Source organism: Nonomuraea roseoviolacea subsp. carminata, assembly GCF_024172185.1.
GTDB lineage: Bacteria > Actinomycetota > Actinomycetes > Streptosporangiales > Streptosporangiaceae > Nonomuraea > Nonomuraea roseoviolacea.
In genome coordinates, this window is record NZ_JAMZEC010000001.1 from 5438092 (window position 1) to 5454041 (window position 15950).

14 protein-coding genes are annotated in these 15950 nt (G+C 73.0%); 10 read left to right on the forward strand and 4 right to left on the reverse strand.

Features of this window, described 5'->3' with window-relative positions; all coding sequences use genetic code 11:
* Positions 1-13 precede the first annotated feature (13 nt).
* Positions 14-1834 carry a 2-isopropylmalate synthase gene (locus HD595_RS25305; protein WP_253773104.1) on the reverse strand — a complete coding sequence of 607 codons (1821 nt, stop codon included), beginning with the start codon at positions 1832-1834 and terminating at the stop codon, positions 14-16.
* 404 nt (positions 1835-2238) lie between these two features.
* On the opposite strand from HD595_RS25305, the gene HD595_RS25310 reads away from it, so the two are divergent.
* From HD595_RS25310 to HD595_RS25320, 3 genes are all read left to right on the forward strand, one after another.
* Positions 2239-3240, forward strand: a complete 1002-nt coding sequence (locus HD595_RS25310; protein WP_253773105.1) for a UbiA family prenyltransferase — start codon at positions 2239-2241, stop codon at positions 3238-3240.
* Positions 3241-3682: 442 nt separating this feature from the next.
* Positions 3683-4411, forward strand: coding sequence for a sensor histidine kinase (locus HD595_RS25315; RefSeq protein ID WP_253773106.1), 729 nt, complete (start codon positions 3683-3685; stop codon positions 4409-4411).
* The gene (locus tag HD595_RS25320; RefSeq protein ID WP_175592252.1) at positions 4392-5057 is read left to right on the forward strand and encodes a response regulator transcription factor; all 666 of its coding nucleotides are present in this window, start codon (positions 4392-4394) and stop codon (positions 5055-5057) included. The genes HD595_RS25315 and HD595_RS25320 overlap by 20 nt, the downstream gene beginning before the upstream one ends.
* Here the strand turns inward: HD595_RS25320 and HD595_RS25325 are convergent.
* Entirely contained in the window at positions 5033-5995 is a 963-nt protein-coding gene (locus HD595_RS25325) for an aldo/keto reductase (RefSeq protein WP_253773107.1), read from the reverse strand. The two genes, HD595_RS25320 and HD595_RS25325, sit on opposite strands and share 25 nt — an antisense overlap.
* 285 nt (positions 5996-6280) lie before the next feature.
* Here HD595_RS25325 and HD595_RS25330 point away from each other — a divergent pair, with 285 nt between their 5' ends.
* Together HD595_RS25330 and HD595_RS25335 are read left to right on the forward strand one after the other, a co-directional pair.
* A complete protein-coding gene (locus HD595_RS25330; protein ID WP_253773108.1) occupies positions 6281-6979 on the forward strand; it encodes a 4'-phosphopantetheinyl transferase family protein in 699 nt (232 codons plus the stop codon).
* A complete protein-coding gene (locus HD595_RS25335) occupies positions 6976-7812 on the forward strand; it encodes a TIGR03621 family F420-dependent LLM class oxidoreductase (RefSeq protein ID WP_253773109.1) in 837 nt (278 codons plus the stop codon). Before HD595_RS25330 ends, HD595_RS25335 begins: the two co-directional genes overlap by 4 nt.
* Here HD595_RS25335 and HD595_RS46860 read toward each other — a convergent pair.
* A complete protein-coding gene (locus HD595_RS46860) occupies positions 7793-9235 on the reverse strand; it encodes an NDP-hexose 2,3-dehydratase family protein (protein WP_253773110.1) in 1443 nt (480 codons plus the stop codon). The genes HD595_RS25335 and HD595_RS46860 overlap by 20 nt on opposite strands.
* A gap of 128 nt (positions 9236-9363) precedes the next feature.
* Between HD595_RS46860 and HD595_RS25345 the strand changes: the two genes are divergently transcribed.
* Genes HD595_RS25345 through HD595_RS25355 form a run of 3 tightly spaced genes read left to right on the forward strand, consistent with a single transcriptional unit; the run spans position 9364 to position 11806 of the window.
* Positions 9364-9960: a DUF1707 SHOCT-like domain-containing protein gene (locus HD595_RS25345; protein WP_253773111.1), complete on the forward strand. Its 597-nt coding sequence runs from the start codon at positions 9364-9366 to the stop codon at positions 9958-9960.
* 26 nt (positions 9961-9986) lie between these two features.
* A complete protein-coding gene (locus HD595_RS25350) occupies positions 9987-11207 on the forward strand; it encodes a class I SAM-dependent methyltransferase (protein ID WP_253773112.1) in 1221 nt (406 codons plus the stop codon).
* Positions 11208-11230: 23 nt separating this feature from the next.
* Positions 11231-11806 (forward strand): dTDP-4-dehydrorhamnose 3,5-epimerase family protein, encoded by a 576-nt coding sequence (locus tag HD595_RS25355; RefSeq protein WP_253773113.1) that lies wholly within the window; start codon positions 11231-11233, stop codon positions 11804-11806.
* A 15-nt stretch (positions 11807-11821) separates the two neighbouring features.
* Here the strand turns inward: HD595_RS25355 and HD595_RS25360 are convergent, their stop codons facing one another.
* Entirely contained in the window at positions 11822-12928 is a 1107-nt protein-coding gene (locus HD595_RS25360; protein ID WP_253773115.1) for a DegT/DnrJ/EryC1/StrS family aminotransferase, read from the reverse strand.
* A 194-nt stretch (positions 12929-13122) separates the two neighbouring features.
* Between HD595_RS25360 and HD595_RS25365 the strand changes: the two genes are divergently transcribed.
* Together HD595_RS25365 and HD595_RS25370 are read left to right on the forward strand one after the other, a co-directional pair.
* Positions 13123-14316 (forward strand): macrolide family glycosyltransferase, encoded by a 1194-nt coding sequence (locus tag HD595_RS25365; protein ID WP_253773117.1) that lies wholly within the window; start codon positions 13123-13125, stop codon positions 14314-14316.
* Positions 14316-15773, forward strand: a complete 1458-nt coding sequence (locus HD595_RS25370) for an AfsR/SARP family transcriptional regulator (RefSeq protein ID WP_253781310.1) — start codon at positions 14316-14318, stop codon at positions 15771-15773. The genes HD595_RS25365 and HD595_RS25370 overlap by 1 nt, the downstream gene beginning before the upstream one ends.
* The last annotated feature ends 177 nt before the right edge of the window (positions 15774-15950 follow it).

Sequence of the window (15950 nt, forward strand, 5' to 3'; positions counted from 1 at the left end):
GGTGGGTGAGCGGTCAGTGGCCCGCGTGTTCCAGGGGGCGCCGCCGCGCGGGGCATCCCGGCCGGCCGGACGCCGCCGGGTGCGGCTGCGCGGGGACGCCGTGGTCGTGGAAGGGGCTGTCCGGTACGGCGTGGCCTTCCGCGGCGGAGAGCAGCCGGGCGCGCGCGGCGCGGACCGCGGCGTACGCGGCGGCGGGCACGTCGCGGCCGACGCCGGCGCCCCACGCCGTGGCCGGGCCCGTCCCGCACTCGGCGTAGATCACCACCTCCTCCGGCGACCGGCCGCCCAGAGCCGGCCGGTCGGGCGTCATCCGGTGGTCGTCCAGCGCCGGCGCGGTGCGGTGGACCGCGCGGACGTCGATGCCCCACGGCGCGAGCACCGCCCCGATCGTGCGGACCGCGTCCGCGCGCGCCCCGCTGACCTCGAACCCGCCGTCGACGTACAGCGTCGTGGTCACCGGCGCGCCGCCGGTCGGCAGCGACGCGGCCGGGTCGCCGCGCTGGAGGTACTCGTCCTCGAACAGCGCGCCGATCCGGCTCGGCGACAGCTCGCCGCCCTCCGCGTCGGCCCGCGCCTGGACCCGCCCCGCCAGGTCGGCCTGCAGCCCGCGCGGCAGGGTGAGGCCGTGCCAGGCGCTCATCACGTACGCCACGCCGCCCTTGCCGGACTGGCTGTTGATCCGCACCACCGCCTCGTACGTGCGGCCCACGTCGGCCGGGTCCACCGGCAGGTACGGCACCCGCCAGGGCAGGTCGGCGGCGGCGACGCCCTGACCGGCGGCGCGGCGTTCGAGGTCGGCGAAGCCCTTGTTGATGGCGTCCTGGTGCGAGCCGGAGAAGGCGGTGTAGACCAGGTCGCCGCCGTAGGGGTGGCGCGGGTGGACGGGGAGCTGGTTGCACTGCTCGACCGTGCGCCGGACCGCGTTGATGTCGGAGAAGTCGATGCCCGGGTCGACGCCGTGGGCGTACAGGTTCATGCCGAGCGTGACCAGGCAGACGTTGCCCGCCCGCTCGCCGTTGCCGAACAGGCAGCCCTCGATCCGCTCGGCGCCGGCGAGCAGGGCCAGCTCGGCGGAGGCGACGCCGGTGCCGCGGTCGTTGTGCGGGTGGATCGACAGGCACACGTGCTCGCGGCGCGACAGGTGCCGGCCGAGCCACTCGATCTGGTCGGCGAAGACGTTCGGCAGGGAGCGCTCGACCGTGGTCGGGAAGTTGAGGATGATGCCGCGCCCGGGGCCGGGCTGCCAGACGTCCATGACCGCCTCGCAGACCTCCAGCGAGAAGTCCAGCTCGGTCTCGTTGAACAGCTCGGGGGAGTACTGGAAGCCGAGGTCGCAGTCGCGCAGCGTCCGGTCGGCGTGCTCCATCATCACCCGCGTGGCGCGGACCGCGAGCTCCTTGCAGCCGGCCCGGTCGAGGTCGAAGACCACCTCGCGGAACAGCGGCGACGTCGCGTTGTAGATGTGGATCATGGCGCGGGGCGCGCCCCTGAGGCAGTCGAGGGTGGCCCGGATCAGCTCCTCGCGGGCCTGGGTGAGCACGGTGATCCGCACGTCGTCCGGGATGCGGTCCTGCTCGATGAGCCGGCGGACGAAGTCGTGGTCGTCCTGGCTGGCCACGGGGAAGCCGACCTCGATCTCCTTGTAGCCCATGGACACGAGGAGGTCGAACATCATGAGCTTGCGCTCGGGGCTCATCGGCCGGGCCAGCGACTGGTTGCCGTCGCGCAGGTCGGTGGACAGCCAGCGCGGCGGCGAGGTGATGCGCCGGCTCGGCCAGGTGCGGTCGGTGAGGTCGAGGGGAGTGAATCCGGTATAACGTTCGGCACCCTGCATCGTCGGATTTCCTTTCCGGGGACACGGCTTCGCCAGGAGGATCACAACGGGGGAATCGCGGCGTGGTCAGCGGGTCTTCCGCTTTCGCCGGCCCCGGGGCTAGAGTGCGATTTCCGGAATACTAGGATGTGTAAAAACGGTTCCGCTGGGGAGGGCCGGTCATAATCTCGATGCGATGGCCCTGAAGCTATAGGGGTCGCCGGGGCCCGGCAAGAAGGTGGACCAGGAGTTCAGGGGCGGATATCCAGGGGGAGTACACCCGGGTATCGAAAGGCGCATCCCCGGCTACACCTTTGGGGTTACTCCCTTAACCGGGCCCCGCCGCTGAGGTCACAATCCGGGCTATGGCCGCTTCCTGGACATCCTCGGCCCCTCGTTCCCTTCTCTTTCTCACCGCCGTCCGCATGCCGCTGCTGTGTGTCGCCGAGGCCCGTCCCGGGGTGCTCGCCGTGTCGGCGCTGCGCTACCTGGCGGGGGTGGCGCTCGTGCTGCCCGCCGTGCCGGGGCCCGATCCGCTGACGGTGTTGCGTGGCGGGCTCGCGTGGGTCCTGTCGATCTTCGCCGTCTATCTGTTCAACGGGGTCACGGACGTGGCCGAGGACCGGATCAACGGGTCCGGCCGGCCGATCGCGCGCGGGGAGCTGGCCCCGCGGACCGCCGGGGTGGTGGCCGCGGTGGCGGGGGCCGCGTCGCTCGCGGTGACCGCGGGCCTGCCGCGCGCCATGGTGTGGATCATCGCGGCGAACCTGGTGCTGGGCTTCCTGTACTCGGGGCCGCCGTGGCCGCTGAAGGACAGTTGCGGCGGCACGGTCGTGGTGCTGTGCCTGTCCGGGCTGCTGTCCTACCTGGCGGGGGCCGTGGTGGCGGGCTCGGCCACGGTGGGGCTGGCGGCGGGCTCGGCCACGGCGCAGCTCGTGGCGGGGGCCGTGGCCGTGGGGCCGGCTACGGTGCAGCTCGTCGTGTTCGCCGGGGCGGCCACGTGCTGGATGGTGCTCGTGGGGATGCCGGCCAAGGACCTGTCGGACATCCCGGGTGACACGGCGGCGGGGCGGCGTACGCTCGGGGTGCTCCTCGGCGAGCGGCGCGCGCGTCAGGTGATGGTGGCCGCGGCGCTCGGGGTGCTGGTCGTGTTCGGGCTCGCGGTGGCGCTCCTGCGGGTGCCTCTGACGGCGGTGCTCGCGGTCATGGCGGCCGGGGTCGTGGCCGTGATGCTGGCCGGAAGGATGACCGGAACAGAGGCCGGAACTGACACCGGATCTGAGGCCGCATCCGGCGCCGGAACACTTGCTGCCGGAAAGCGTACAGGTAGTGCCGGTCGTGGCGTCCGCCGCCGCCCTTACCGGGCATTCATGTTAACGCAGCATCTACTACACATTACCCCTCTTCTGACTAATATATGGCCATAAGTGTTGCATTAGTGTGCCCGCTGCGCGATGCTAGGCTCACTCGTGCACTCCCCATGGTGGAGGGTGGACCTTGGACGCGGCACACGGGGCGGCGGAGGATCCGGCGAGATTCGTCGAAGCATGTCGCGAAGAAGTTCTGACGGAATTCGATGGCGCACTCAGGAGCAGTGGAAACGCGCTCTACGCCGATTCCGTCGCGCGCGGTCAGGCTCTGTCCACTGGCCGTTACGTCCTGGACGACGTCGCCGCTACGCTGCGCGCAGGAAAGATACAGATAAGTAGTCTTTCCAAATTACACGCCTGGGAGGTCGGGAACGCCCGCGCGGCGGGCGGCGTCCACCCCAAAACGTCACTTGAGGCAGGCTCACTTTTCTTCAGGATAGCGCTTTCGCACCTGGCACGACATATCCTCGCCGAAACCGGCACGTGCGCCGAGAGATTGGTGCTGGCCGCGACCGGTCTGGAGGCGAGCCTGTCGCGCCGCATCCGCGAAGCCGCCGACAGCTACCACGGCTTCCTGCTCAACCAGGTGCACGAGGCCCAGGAGGCCGAGCGCCGCCGGATCGCCCGCGAGCTGCACGACCGCATCGGCCACGGCACGAGCGTCGCCCACCAGCAGCTCGCCCTGTCGGAGGCGTACCGGGCGACCGATCCCGCCCGGGCCTCCGCCAAGATCGTGGTGGTGCAGCAGGCCATCCAGGAGACCATGGACAACCTGCGCCAGATGACCTCCGAGCTGCACCCGCAGACCCCGGTGAAGAACCTGGAGAAGTCGCTGCTGGACTTCCTGGAGGCGGTCGGCGACGACTCGGTCTCCATCGCGTTCGACGTCAACGGCGACGAGTCGTGGGTCGAGCCGCGCGTGCTCGACGAGGCGTTCCTCATCCTGCGCGAGACCGTGCGCAACGCGCTCACCCACGGCGACCCCACGATCATCCTGCTCAAGGTGGACATCGCCCCGCATGAGCTGGTCGCGCGGGCCCGGGACAACGGGCGGGGCTTCGACCCGGCGCACGCCCGCGAGCGCGGCGGCGTGGGCCTCACCTCGATGCGTGAGCGCGCGGAGCTGCTCGGCGGTACGGTGACGGTCTCCAGCGAGCCCGGCGGCGGATGCCTCGTCGAGCTGTACATCCCACTCAGAGGACACGCCGGTGGACCGGACGACGCCTAATCCCATCTCCGTCGCCTTGGTGGACGACCACACGCTGTTCAGGGAGGGCCTGCGCGAGATCCTGGAGTCCTTCGGCGGCATGGACGTCGTGGGCGAGGCCGGCGACTCCGGCTCGGCGATCGCCCTGGTCGAGGACACCGAGCCGGACGTGGTGCTGCTCGACGTGGAGATCCCCGGCGACGAGGTCACCGAGACCGTGGCCCGGATCCGCAAGCTGTCGCCCGAGACCCGGATCATCATCCTCAGCATGTACGACGGCCCGCAGCTCCTCACCCGGCTGCTCGCCGCCGGCATCCGGGGCTACCTGCACAAGAGCGTCCACCGGGACGAGCTGATCGCGGCCGTGCGCAGCGTGTACGAGGACCAGTCGAGGCTGGTGCTCGCGGTCTCGCGCAGCAGCCTGGCCCACGTGGAGGCGCCGGCCAACGGGGTGCTGTCGGAGAAGGAGCTGGAGGTGCTCCAGCTCGCCGCGCAGGCGCTCAGCAACAGCCAGATCGCCCGCCGCCTGGGCCTGGCCGAGGCCACCGTGAAGCGGCACATGCGCAACATCTTCCTGAAGCTGAACGCGGTCTCGCGCATCGACGCGGTCAACAAGGCGCTCGCCGGCTCGCTCATCCTGCCTCAGACCAGGGGCGACGGCGACTGATTCCAGTCGTCGAGCGGGAAGACGCCGGCCAGCTTGTCGCGCACCTCGGGCGGCAGCTCGACCGCGGCGGCGGCGAGGTTCATCTCCAGGTGGACCTGGCTGCGCGTGCTCGGCACCGGCACCGTGTGCTCGCCCTGCGCGAGCAGCCAGGCCAGCGCGAGCCGGCCGGCGCTGAGGTCGAGCTGGGCCGCCGCGGCCTCCAGCGCCTGGAGGCCGGCGCAGTGGCGGTCCTGGCCGGGCCCGAAGCGGGGGTCGTCGCCGCGCCAGTCGCCCGCCTCGAACCGGGCGTCCACCCGGACCCGGCCGGTGAGGAAGCCCCGGCCGAGCGGGCGCGCGGCCACCAGCGCGATGCCCAGCTCGCGCGCCGCGGCGATCAGGTCGGGGTCGGCGTAGCGGCCCCACACCGAGTACTCGACGCCCAGGGCGGTCACCGGGTGGACGGCGTGGGCCTCGCGCAGCTGCCGCAGCGTGCCGTTGGTCAGCCCGACGTAGCGGATCTTGCCGGCCCGGACCAGCTCGGCCAGGCGGCCCATGCTCTCCTCGACCGGCCCGCGGCCGTCGCGGCAGTGCAGGTAGTACAGGTCGATGCACTCGGCGCCGAGCCGTTCGAGCGAGGCGTCGCAGTCGCGCTCCAGCGCGGCCGGGTCGTCGTCGTAGCGCACCTGGCCGGCGGGCCCGAGGGCGCGCACGCCGCCCCGGGTGCTCACCACCACCTCGTCCGACCGGCCGGCCACGGCCCGCCCGATCAGCCGCTCGACCCGGCCCTCCGCGTAGAAGGCGGAGGTGTCGAGCAGGGTCACCCCCGCGTCGAGCGCCCGGCGGACCAGCCGGTCGGCGTCGCCCTCGTGCGCCCTGCCGTAGGCGCCGGCCAGGGCGAGCGAGCCCAGCCCGATGGAAGAGACGACCGGCCCCCTCCGGCCCAACCTCGTGTAACGCACCGAAATCCCTCCGTGCGCCTTACCCGATCACCGGCTCCGATCGGGAACCGGAAAATCGGGGAACGAATGCAGGTCTTGCGCGGGAGACCAGGCGCGGCTGTCGATTAGCGAGCTTCAGGTGTTACCCAATAGTAGGGGAAGCTCCGGCGTACGCAACGCCCAATACCCCTATTGAACCCCTTAATAACCCGCATGGACCCATAAAGAGTTTTGTTGGCCTTTTGGGCTATTAGCCGCATTGGCTACTGTGCGAGTGTTCCGTGCGGACGGTGGTCAGGAGGTCGTGTGATCGAGAAGATCCTGCCGGCGACCGTCAAGGCATTCGAGGCCTTCAACGACCCGCCCGAGGCCGCCCTCTTTCCCGAGGAGGCCGAGCTGGTGCGCCGCGTCGCCGACAAGCGCCGCCGCGAGTTCACCACGGCCCGCCACTGCGCCCGCAAGGCCATGGAGCGGCTCGGCGTGCGCCCGGTCCCCGTGCTCAGCGGCCCGTACGGCGAGCCCTGCTGGCCCCACGGCACCACCGGCAGCATCACCCACTGCGCCGGCTACCGGGCCGCGGCCGTCGGCGTCTACCCCGCGCTCATCGGCATCGACGCCGAGCCGGACGCCCCGCTGCCGCCCGGCGTCCTGGAGGCCGTCTCCGTGCCCAAGGAGCGCGACATGGTCCGCCGCCTCGCCGAGCGGCACCCCGGCACGTCCTGGGACCGCCTGCTGTTCAGCACCAAGGAGTCCGTCTACAAAGCCTGGTTCCCGCTGGCCGGGCGATGGCTGGACTTCCAGGACGCGGCCGTCACCGTGGACCCGCTGCGCGGCACGTTCACCGCGCACCTCATGGTCTCGGGGCCGCGCTGGCAGGGGGAGCGGCTGACCGGCTTCACCGGGCGCTGGACGGCCGGCCGGGGCCTGCTGCTCACCGCCATCGCCGTAGCCGGCACGGCCCGGCCCGCCGGAGCGGGCGCGCACCGGGCGGGGGCGCGGCCATGAGGTTCGGGGTGGTGCTCATCAGCGAGGGCGGCACGCGCGCCCAGTGGGCGGCCACGTGCCGCCGCGCCGAGGCCCTCGGCTACGACGTCATCGCCGTGCCCGACCATCTCAACCTGATGGCGCCGTTCCCCACCGCCCTGCTCGCCGCCGAGGTCACCGAGCGGCCGGTCATCGGCACGTACGTGCTCAACGCCTCCTTCCACCGGCCCGCGCTGCTCGCCCGGGACGTGGCCACCCTGGACCTGCTCATCGGCGGCCGGCTGGAGCTGGGGCTCGGCACCGGGTACGTGCGCGAGGAGTTCGAGGCGGCCGGCCTGCCGTTCGGCGCGGGCCACCGCGTACGGGCCCTGGAGCACCTGGTCGGCGAGCTCGACGGGCTGCTGGCCGGCCGGATGCCGCCGCTCATGGTGGGCGGGCACGGCGACCGGGTGCTGCGCCTGGCCGCCCGCCGCGCCGGGACCGTCAGCTTCACCGGCGCCCCGTTCCGCCCCGAGTACGGCAGGACCGCCCTCGTGGACGCGCGCGAGCTGACCCGGCGGGTGGCCTTCGCCCGGCGCGAGGCCGGGCCGCGCGCCGCGGACCTGGAGCTGAACGTCCTGTCCAAGGCGACCGTGCTCACCCGCGACCGGCGGGCCGGCGTCGAGAGCCTGCGGCGCTACGCCCCCGACCTGACCACCGAGCAGCTCCTGGACGTGCCGATGCTGTTCGCCGGCACGCCCGAGGACATCGCCGAGCAGGTGCGCCGGCACGAGAAGACGTACGGCTTCACCTACTTCACGGTGATGGAGCCCGCCATGGACGACTTCGGCAAGGTCATCGAGCTCCTGCGGTGAGCAGCGGCACCCGCGCCCGCGACGGCACGCCGTACGCGGGGCCGTGGGCCAGGCCGTGCAGGCAGGCCGTCAGGCTGCGGGCCTCCACATTGAGGTAGTAGCTGTGCCGCAGCAGCTCGTCGATCTGGTGCAGCGCGAGCCAGCGGAAGCCCGGATGGCCCGGCAGCGGGTCGTCGTCCGTCTCGACCACGACGTAGCGGTTGCGGGCGTGGTGGAAGCGGCCGCCCTCCTCCGACAGGACGGTGTCGAAGCGCACCCGGCCCGGCGCCGCGCCCGCCAGGGTGTCCACCACGAGGTCCACGAGCGGCGGGCGGGCCGCCGGCGGCAGGTGGTCGTAGTTGCCCGGCGTGCACTGCACGGTCGGCGCCAGCTCCACCACGTCGGTGTAGCCGGGATCGACGCGCGCCCGCACGAGCGCGTGGACCACCCCGCCGATCCGGCGCACGAGGAACGCCACCAGGCCCGTGCCCACCGGCGCGAGCATCGGCTGCGACCAGCCGGACACCTCCCGCCCGCGCGCCTCGACCCGTACCCCGATCACGTCGAAGAAGCGGCCCGACTCGTGCGAGATGCGCCCGCCCGACCGGCGCCAGCCGCGCACCCGGTCGAGCGGCACCAGCGCGGCGCGCACGTCGGCCGTGGAGCGGGCGCCGCTGAGCCAGCTCAGGATCTCGCCCAGCTCGTGGCGGGCCCCGCGCGAGGCGTCGCGCGAGCGGGCCACCGCCGCCGCGAAGCCGCCGGCCGGCTCCGCGCCACGCTGGGGCGGCAGGCACGACAGCACGGTCCGCGCGTCCATGTTCACCCGGTCCGGCACCGCCAGCAGCCCGTACACCCGCGCGAGCGGCAGCCACCGGAACCCCTCGGCGGCCGGCACGCGCTCCGCGACCTCCACCACCATGTTGCGGTTGCGCTTGCGGTAGAACCACGCGCCCTGCTCCGACTGGCGCGTGTCGGCCAGCACCCGGCCGCGCGGCTCGCGGAAGAACTCCAGGTACGGCACCGCCCGCCCCTGGTGGACCCGCGTGTAGTTGCTCCGCGTGGCCTGCACCGTGGGGGAGACCTGGGGGCCGTCGGGATTGCCGGGCTCGTTCTTGGCCTGCATGAGCACGTACGGCACCCCGTCCACCCGCTTGAGCAGGATGCCCAGGATGCCGGTCTCGGGCTGGTTGATGATGGGCTGGGTCCAGGCCGGCACCGGCTCGCCGGGGCGCCGGACGTCGAGCCCCTCGACGGTGAAGAAGCCGCCGCTGTCGTGCCGCAGGTTGCCGGTCGCCGGGTCGGTGCGCCAGCCGGGCAGCTCCTCCAGCGGCAGCCGCGTCACCTCCATGGAGGTGTGCCCGGCGACCTCCTGGAGCCAGTCGTGAACGTCGATGATGGCAGGCTCCTCACCCCGGGTCCTGTCGTCCGTTGCCGAAGCTGTCACGCCCCGCGGCACCCCTCAACCCCTGGCCGCCCCGCCCGCCACCCCAGCCGGCCGTGGGCCCCGGGAAGCCCGGCAGGATAGGGGTTCTGCGGCGGGCGGCCCCTTCGTAGCCTTCTAGGGTGGACGCCATGACCGATCATCGGGACGTGCGAGCCAGTGACCAGGACCGCGAACGCGTGGCGGAGGCGCTGCGGGTGGCGGTGAGCGAGGGACGGATCACGCTGGAGGAGCTGAACGAGCGGATCGACCTGACCTACCGGGCGCGCACACTCGGCGAGCTCGACGAGGTCGTGGCCGACCTGCCGAGGGACGGATCGCTGCCCGCGGTCGTCACCGCGGCCCCCGTCCAGGGCTTACCGGGGCCCGCCGAGCTCCAGCTCCACACGGGCAGCGGCAAGGTCGCGCAGGTGGGCCGCTGGGCGGTGCCCCGGCACATCAGCGCGAAGGCGGGCAGATGGGGCACGGTGCGGATCGACTTCACCCTGGCCGACTGCCCCCACCGCGAGGTCCATCTCGACGTCGAGATCACCTCCTGGTTCGGCGACATCGTGGTCGCGGTCCCGCGGGGCTGGCAGGTCCGTGACGAGCAGGTCGTCCGCCGGTGGATGGGCGCCGTCCACAACCGCCCCCCGGCGCCGCTCGCGCCGGACGGCGTCACCGTACGGCTCACGGGCTACGTGCAGACCGGAGACGTCTGGGTGAGGTACCGCCGGCCGGTCACCTGAGCCGGCCGCAAGCTGAGGAGGAACGCATGGCGTGCCGGATCTGTTCGGGCCGTCTCCACCAGTTCGCCGACTTCGGGAGCCAGCCGGTCTCGGACGCCTTCGTCACCCCCGGTGACACCGCCGAGGAGTACTTCTTCCGGCTGTCCGTGGGCCTCTGCGAGAGCTGCTCCATGGTGCAGCTCCTCGAAGAGGTGCCCCGCGAGCGCATGTTCCACGAGGGCTACCCCTACCTGTCGTCCGGCTCGGCCGTGATGCGCGAGCACTTCTGGAGCCTCGCCGAGCGCTTCCTCGCCACCGAGCTGTCCGGCGCCGACCCGTTCGTCGTCGAGCTGGGCTGCAACGACGGCACCATGCTCCAGCGCGTGGCCGAGGCCGGGGTGCGGCACCTCGGCGTCGAGCCGTCGGGCGGCGTCGCCGACCTCGCCGCCGCCAAGGGCGTGCGGGTGCGCAAGGACTTCTTCGAGGCCGCCACGGCCGCCGTCATCCGCGCCGAGGACGGGCCCGCCGACGTCGTCTACGCGGCCAACACCCTCTGCCACATCCCGTACATGGACTCCATCCTCAGCGGGGTCGCCACGCTGCTGCGTCCCGGCGGCGTGTTCGTCTTCGAGGACCCCTACCTCGGCGACATCGTCGAGCGCGCCTCCTACGACCAGATCTACGACGAGCACTTCTACTTCTTCTCCGCCCGCTCGGTGCGCGGCATGGCGCGGCGGCACGGGTTCGAGCTGGTCGACGTCGAGCGGCTGCCCGTCCACGGCGGCGAGGTCCGCTACACCCTCGCCCGGCGGGGCGAGCGGACGCCCTCGCCCGCCGTCGCCGAACTGCTCGCCGCCGAGGACGCCGCCGGCATCAGCGACCCGGCCACCCTGCGGGCCTTCGCCGAGCGCGTGGCGCGCGGCCGCGACGAGCTGGTCGCGCTGCTCACCCGCCTGCGCGACGAGGGCGCCCGCGTGTACGGCTACGGCGCCACGGCCAAGAGCGCCACCGTGCTCAACTACTGCGGCATCGGCCCCGATCTCGTCACGTTCGTCTCCGACACCACCCCCGCCAAGCAGGGGCGGCTCACGCCCGGCTCGCACATCCCCGTGCGCGGCCCCGAGGCGTTCGCCGACCCCTACCCCGACTACGCGCTGCTGTTCGCCTGGAACCACGCCGAGGAGATCATGGCCAAGGAGGAGGCGTTCCGCGAGGCGGGCGGCACCTGGATCCTCTACGTGCCCGAGGTCCGGCTGGTCCGGGACTGATGAGGAACCTGACGAGCCCGGTCATGAGGCATCGGCGGCTGGCGGTGGAGGGGGCGGTCGAGTTCGCCCCCGAGGTGTTCCACGACGAGCGGGGCGACTTCGCCTCGCCCTACCAGGAGCACGCCTTCGCCGCCGCCGTCGGCCGCCCGCTCTTCCCCGTCGCCCAGGTCAGCCGCAACGTGTCGCGGCGCGGCGTCGTGCGCGGCGTCCACTACACGCTCGTGCCGCCCGGCACCGCCAAGTACGTCTACTGCCCGGCGGGCCGGGTCCTCGACCTGGTCGTGGACCTGCGGGTGGGCTCGCCCACGTTCGCCCGGTGGGAGGCGGTCGAGCTGGCCGCCGACACCGCCCGCGCCGTCTACATCCCGCCCGGCGTGGGCCACGCGTTCGCCGCGCTGGAGGACCGTTCGGTGGTCTGCTACCTGCTGTCGCGCGAGTACCGCAAGGAGCACGAGCTGACCCTGTCGGTCTTCGACGAGGAGCTCGGGCTGCGCCTGCCGGTCGGGCTCGGGCCCGCGGTGCTGTCGGAGCGGGACAGACAGGCCCCCACGCTCGCCGAGGCGGCGGCGCGGGGGCTGCTGCCGGAATACACCCGCTGAGCGGGCCGGGTGGCGTCAGTGCCGCAGGACCGTGCGCAGGGCGTCGATGACCTTGTCCTGGACGCCCCGCGGCAGCGACGGGTACATCGGCAGCGAGAAGATCTGCCCGGCCAGCTCCTCGGTCGTCGGCAGGCTTCCCCGGCCGTGGCCGAGGTGGGCGAAGCCCGACATGGTGTGCACCGGCCACGGATAGCTGATGTTGAGGTGGATGTCGTACGCCCGCAGCGCCTCGATGATCTCGTCGCGGCGCGGGTGGCGGACCACGTACACGTAGTAGACGTGCGTGTTGCCGGCGGCGGTGACCGGGAGCGCCAGCTCGGTGTCGCCCAGGCCCTCCGCGTAGCGGGCGGCCACGGCGCGGCGGTCCTCGACGTAGCGGTCGAGCCGGGTCAGCTTGCGGCGCAGGATCTCCGCCTGCACCTCGTCCAGCCGCGCGTTGTGGCCGGGGGTCTCCACGACGTAGTAGGTCCGCTCCATGCCGTAGTAGCGCAGCCGCCGCAGGTTCGCGGCCACCTCGTCGTCCGAGGTGATCGTCGCGCCGCCGTCGCCGTACGCGCCGAGCACCTTCGTCGGGTAAAAGGAGAAGGCCGCCGCCCGGCCCATCGACCCGGCCGGCCGGCCGTGGTGCAGCGCGCCGTGCGCCTGCGCGCAGTCCTCCAGGACCGCCAGGCCGCGCTCCTCCGCCAGCCGTTCGAGGGGGGCCATGTCCACGCACTGGCCGTACAGGTGGACCGGCAGCAGGCAGCGGGTGCGCGGCGTGACGGCGGCCGCCACGGCCGCCACGTCCATCAGGTACGTGGCCGGATCGACGTCCACGAACACCGGCGTCGCGCCCACGGCGTCGATGGCGACCACGGTCGGCGCCGCCGTGTTGGACACCGTCACCACCTCGTCGCCCGGCCCGACCCCGAGCGCCTGCAGACCCAGCTTGACGGCGTTGGTGCCGTTGTCCACCCCGACGCAGTGGCGCACGCCGTGGCGGGCGGCGAACTCCTCCTCGAAGCGGCGCACGCTCTCGCCGAGAACGAGCTGGCCCGAGCGGAACACGGTCTCGACCGCGTCCATGATGTCGTCACGTTCGGCGGCGTATTCCGGCAGATAATCCCAGACGCGCGTGGGCATCGGCTCTCCTTCTCCCAGGGTCGGGCCCAGGATAAACAGCGCCCTCCGGGGCTGAGGAACCCCTAGAAAAGGGGTTCGGATGAGGGGGCGGCTAGGGGTGACGCGGCTCGCCGGAGGTCATTTAGTTTTGCGAAGGAGAAAGACCTCACGCGCACCAAGCCGAGAGAATTCACATGACACGGCATTATCTCTTCATGTGTCAACCCGACCACGGTCATGTCATTCCGAGCCTCGCCGTGGTCGCCGAATTGGTTCGCAGAGGGCACAGGGTCACGTACCTCACGGGGGGCGGCATGGCGCCGCTGGTGGAGGAGACGGGCGCCGGCCTGCTCTGCTATGACTCGATCTACGCGGGGGCCGACCTGCGGGCGCTGGAGAGCGACCCGCTGGCCCTCGTCTCCCTGTTCCTCGACGAGAGCCGCGCGATGCTCGACGCGGCCGACCGGCACCTGGCCGGCCACCCGGACCTGCGCCCCGACCTGGTCGTTTACGACCTGACGGTGCTGCACGCCGGGCGCGTGCTGGCCCGCAAGCTCGGAGTGCCGGCCACCCAGCTCATCCCGATCTTCGCCTCCAACGAGCACTACTCCTTCCTCGGGTCCGTCTACGCCGGCGGCGACGCCGACCCCGGCATGCCCGCGTGGGTGGACGACATGCTGGCCAGGACCCGCGCCCTGGCCGCCCGGCACGGCGTCGAGGCCGACCCCGCCGAGCTGTGGTGGGAGGTCCAGGACTCCAACCTGGTCAGCCTGCCGCGCTCGTTCCAGCCGGCCGGCGACACCTTCGACGAGCGGTTCGCCTTCGTCGGGCCCTGCCTGGGGGAGCGGGGCTTCCTGTCCGGCTGGGAGCCGCCGGACGACGGGCTGCCGGTCGCGCTGCTGACCTTCGGCACCGTCGCCGCGGGCCGGCCCGAGCTGTTCCGCACCTGCGTGCGGGCGTTCGCCGAGCTGCCCTGGCGCGGCGTCGTCACCCTGCCCCCGGGCATGGACCCCGGCTACCTGGGGCCGCTGCCGCCCACGATGGAGGTGCGCCGCTGGGTGTCGCACGTGAGCGTGCTGCGGCACGCCACGGTCGCGGTCACCCATGGCGGCCTGGGCACCGCCATGGAGGCCCTGCACTGGGGCTGCCCCATGGTGGTCGTCCCGGCCACCCCGATCGACCGGGTGGCCGCGCGCCGCGTCGAGGAGCTGGGCCTCGGCCGGGCCCTCGACCCCGACGCGCTCACGCCCGAGCGGCTGGTCGAGGCGGTCCTCGCCGTCGCCGGCGACGAACGCGTACGGCACCGGGCCCAGGCCATGCGCGGCGACATCGGGCGGGCGGGCGGCACCACGCGAGCCGCCGACCTGCTCGAAGGCCGTCTGGCGGAGGTGGCGGAGGTGATGGCGTGATGGGGGCGCCGTCGTTCGAGTTCCGGGTGCTGGGGCCGCTCACGGTCCTCAAGGACGGCGCCGAGCTGCCCATGAGCGCCAACCGGGAGCTGGCCATCCTGGCCTGCCTGCTGCTCAACGCCAACCGGGTGATGAGCGTCGAGCGCCTGATCGAGGCCGTGTGGGCCGGGTCGGCGCCGCGCAGCGCCTGGCGGCAGGTCGCCATCTGCGTCTCCCGGCTGCGCCGCACCCTCGGCGCCGGGGTGATCGAGACCTCCAGCCCCGGCTACCTGCTGCGGGCCGCCCCGGACAGCATCGACTGGGTCAGGTTCAAGGCGCTGGTGGCGCAGGCGCGCGGCCACGCCGCCTCCGGGCTGCGCGAGCAGGCCGTCCAGGTGCTGCGCGAGGCGCTCGCGCTGTGGCAGGGCAACCCGTTCGAGGACATCCGGGGGCTGCGCTACGACGTGGCCCGGATGGCCGAGTCGCGGCTGGAGGCGCTGGAGACGTGCCTGGAGCTGGAGATCGAGCTCGGCCGGCACCACCAGGTGATCCCCGAGCTGCTGGCCCTGGTCGCCGAGTCGCCGTTCCGGGAACGCGTGCGCGCCCAGCTCATGCTGGCCCAGTACCGCGCCGGCCGCCGCGCCGAGGCGCTGCGCACCTACCAGGAGACCCGCCGCTACCTGCTGGACCAGATCGGCCTGGAGCCGGGCCCGGCGCTGCGGCGGCTGCACGAGCAGATCCTGCGGGACGAGTCCGCGCTGATGCGGCCTCCCGCGCACCGGACCGTGCCCGGGCAGGTCGTGCCGTGCCAGCTCCCGCCGCAGGTGCTGCCGTTCGTGGGGCGCGAGGAGGAGCTGGCGGCGATGAACGCCGCCCTGCGGCCCGACCCCGAGGTCGCCGTCCCGGGGGTGACGGTCCTGAGCGGGCCGGTCGGCGTGGGCAAGAGCACGCTGGCGCTGCGCTGGGCGCACAGCCGGATCGACTGGTTCCCCGACGGGCAGCTCTACGCCGACATGACCGAGCTGACCACGGCGGACGGCGGCGGGCTGGAGGCGGTGCTGGACCGTTTCCTGCGCGCGCTCGGGGTGGCCGGGGCCGACATCCCGGCCGGGCGCGCCGAGAAGCTCGCGCTCTACCGGAGCTGCACGGCGCGGCGGCGGCTGCTCGTGGTGCTGGACGGCGTCCGCGACGGTGACCAGGCGCGGGCGCTGCTGCCCGGAGGCGCCGGCTGCCGCGTGGTCATCACCAGCACGGACCCGCTCGACGACCTGGTCGCCCGGCAGGGCGCGCACCGCGAGTTCCTGCGTCCCCTGCCGGAGGCCGCGGCGCGGGAGCTGGCCGACCTGCTGGTGGACACGGCGGCCGGGGCGCAGGCGGTGTCCGACCTGGTGGCCACCTCCTGCGGGAGCCCCCTGTCGCTGCGGCTCGGCGCGGCCCGCCTCCAGTCGCGCCGTCCGGCGCGCAGCGGGTACGGGTGAGGTTTCCGGACGCGTACGGGCGCGCCGCCGTCGTCTCCCGACGGGGCGCGCGCACCTGCCACGTCCCACCTGACGCTTCGCGTCCCGCCATGTCGTGCCAGGTCTCGCGCCCTGCCGGGTGTCGCCCCGCGCCGGGTCGGGCGGCCCTGCGCACTTCGCGCCCCACCAAGGACGCCT

Excerpts from the sequence above, each read along its gene's own strand:
- HD595_RS25335 (WP_253773109.1), top strand. The coding sequence starts at position 6,976 with ATGAGGTTCGGGGTGGTGCTCATCAGCGAGGGCGGCACGCGCGCCCAG.
- HD595_RS25345 (WP_253773111.1), top strand. The coding sequence starts at position 9,364 with ATGACCGATCATCGGGACGTGCGAGCCAGTGACCAGGACCGCGAACGC.
- HD595_RS25350 (WP_253773112.1), top strand. The coding sequence starts at position 9,987 with ATGGCGTGCCGGATCTGTTCGGGCCGTCTCCACCAGTTCGCCGACTTC.
- HD595_RS25365 (WP_253773117.1), top strand. The coding sequence starts at position 13,123 with ATGTGTCAACCCGACCACGGTCATGTCATTCCGAGCCTCGCCGTGGTC.
- HD595_RS25310 (WP_253773105.1), top strand. The coding sequence starts at position 2,239 with ATGCCGCTGCTGTGTGTCGCCGAGGCCCGTCCCGGGGTGCTCGCCGTG.
- HD595_RS25370 (WP_253781310.1), top strand. The coding sequence starts at position 14,316 with ATGGGGGCGCCGTCGTTCGAGTTCCGGGTGCTGGGGCCGCTCACGGTC.
- HD595_RS25355 (WP_253773113.1), top strand. The coding sequence starts at position 11,231 with ATGAGGCATCGGCGGCTGGCGGTGGAGGGGGCGGTCGAGTTCGCCCCC.
- HD595_RS25360 (WP_253773115.1), bottom strand. The coding sequence starts at position 12,928 with ATGCCCACGCGCGTCTGGGATTATCTGCCGGAATACGCCGCCGAACGT.
- HD595_RS25305 (WP_253773104.1), bottom strand. The coding sequence starts at position 1,834 with ATGCAGGGTGCCGAACGTTATACCGGATTCACTCCCCTCGACCTCACC.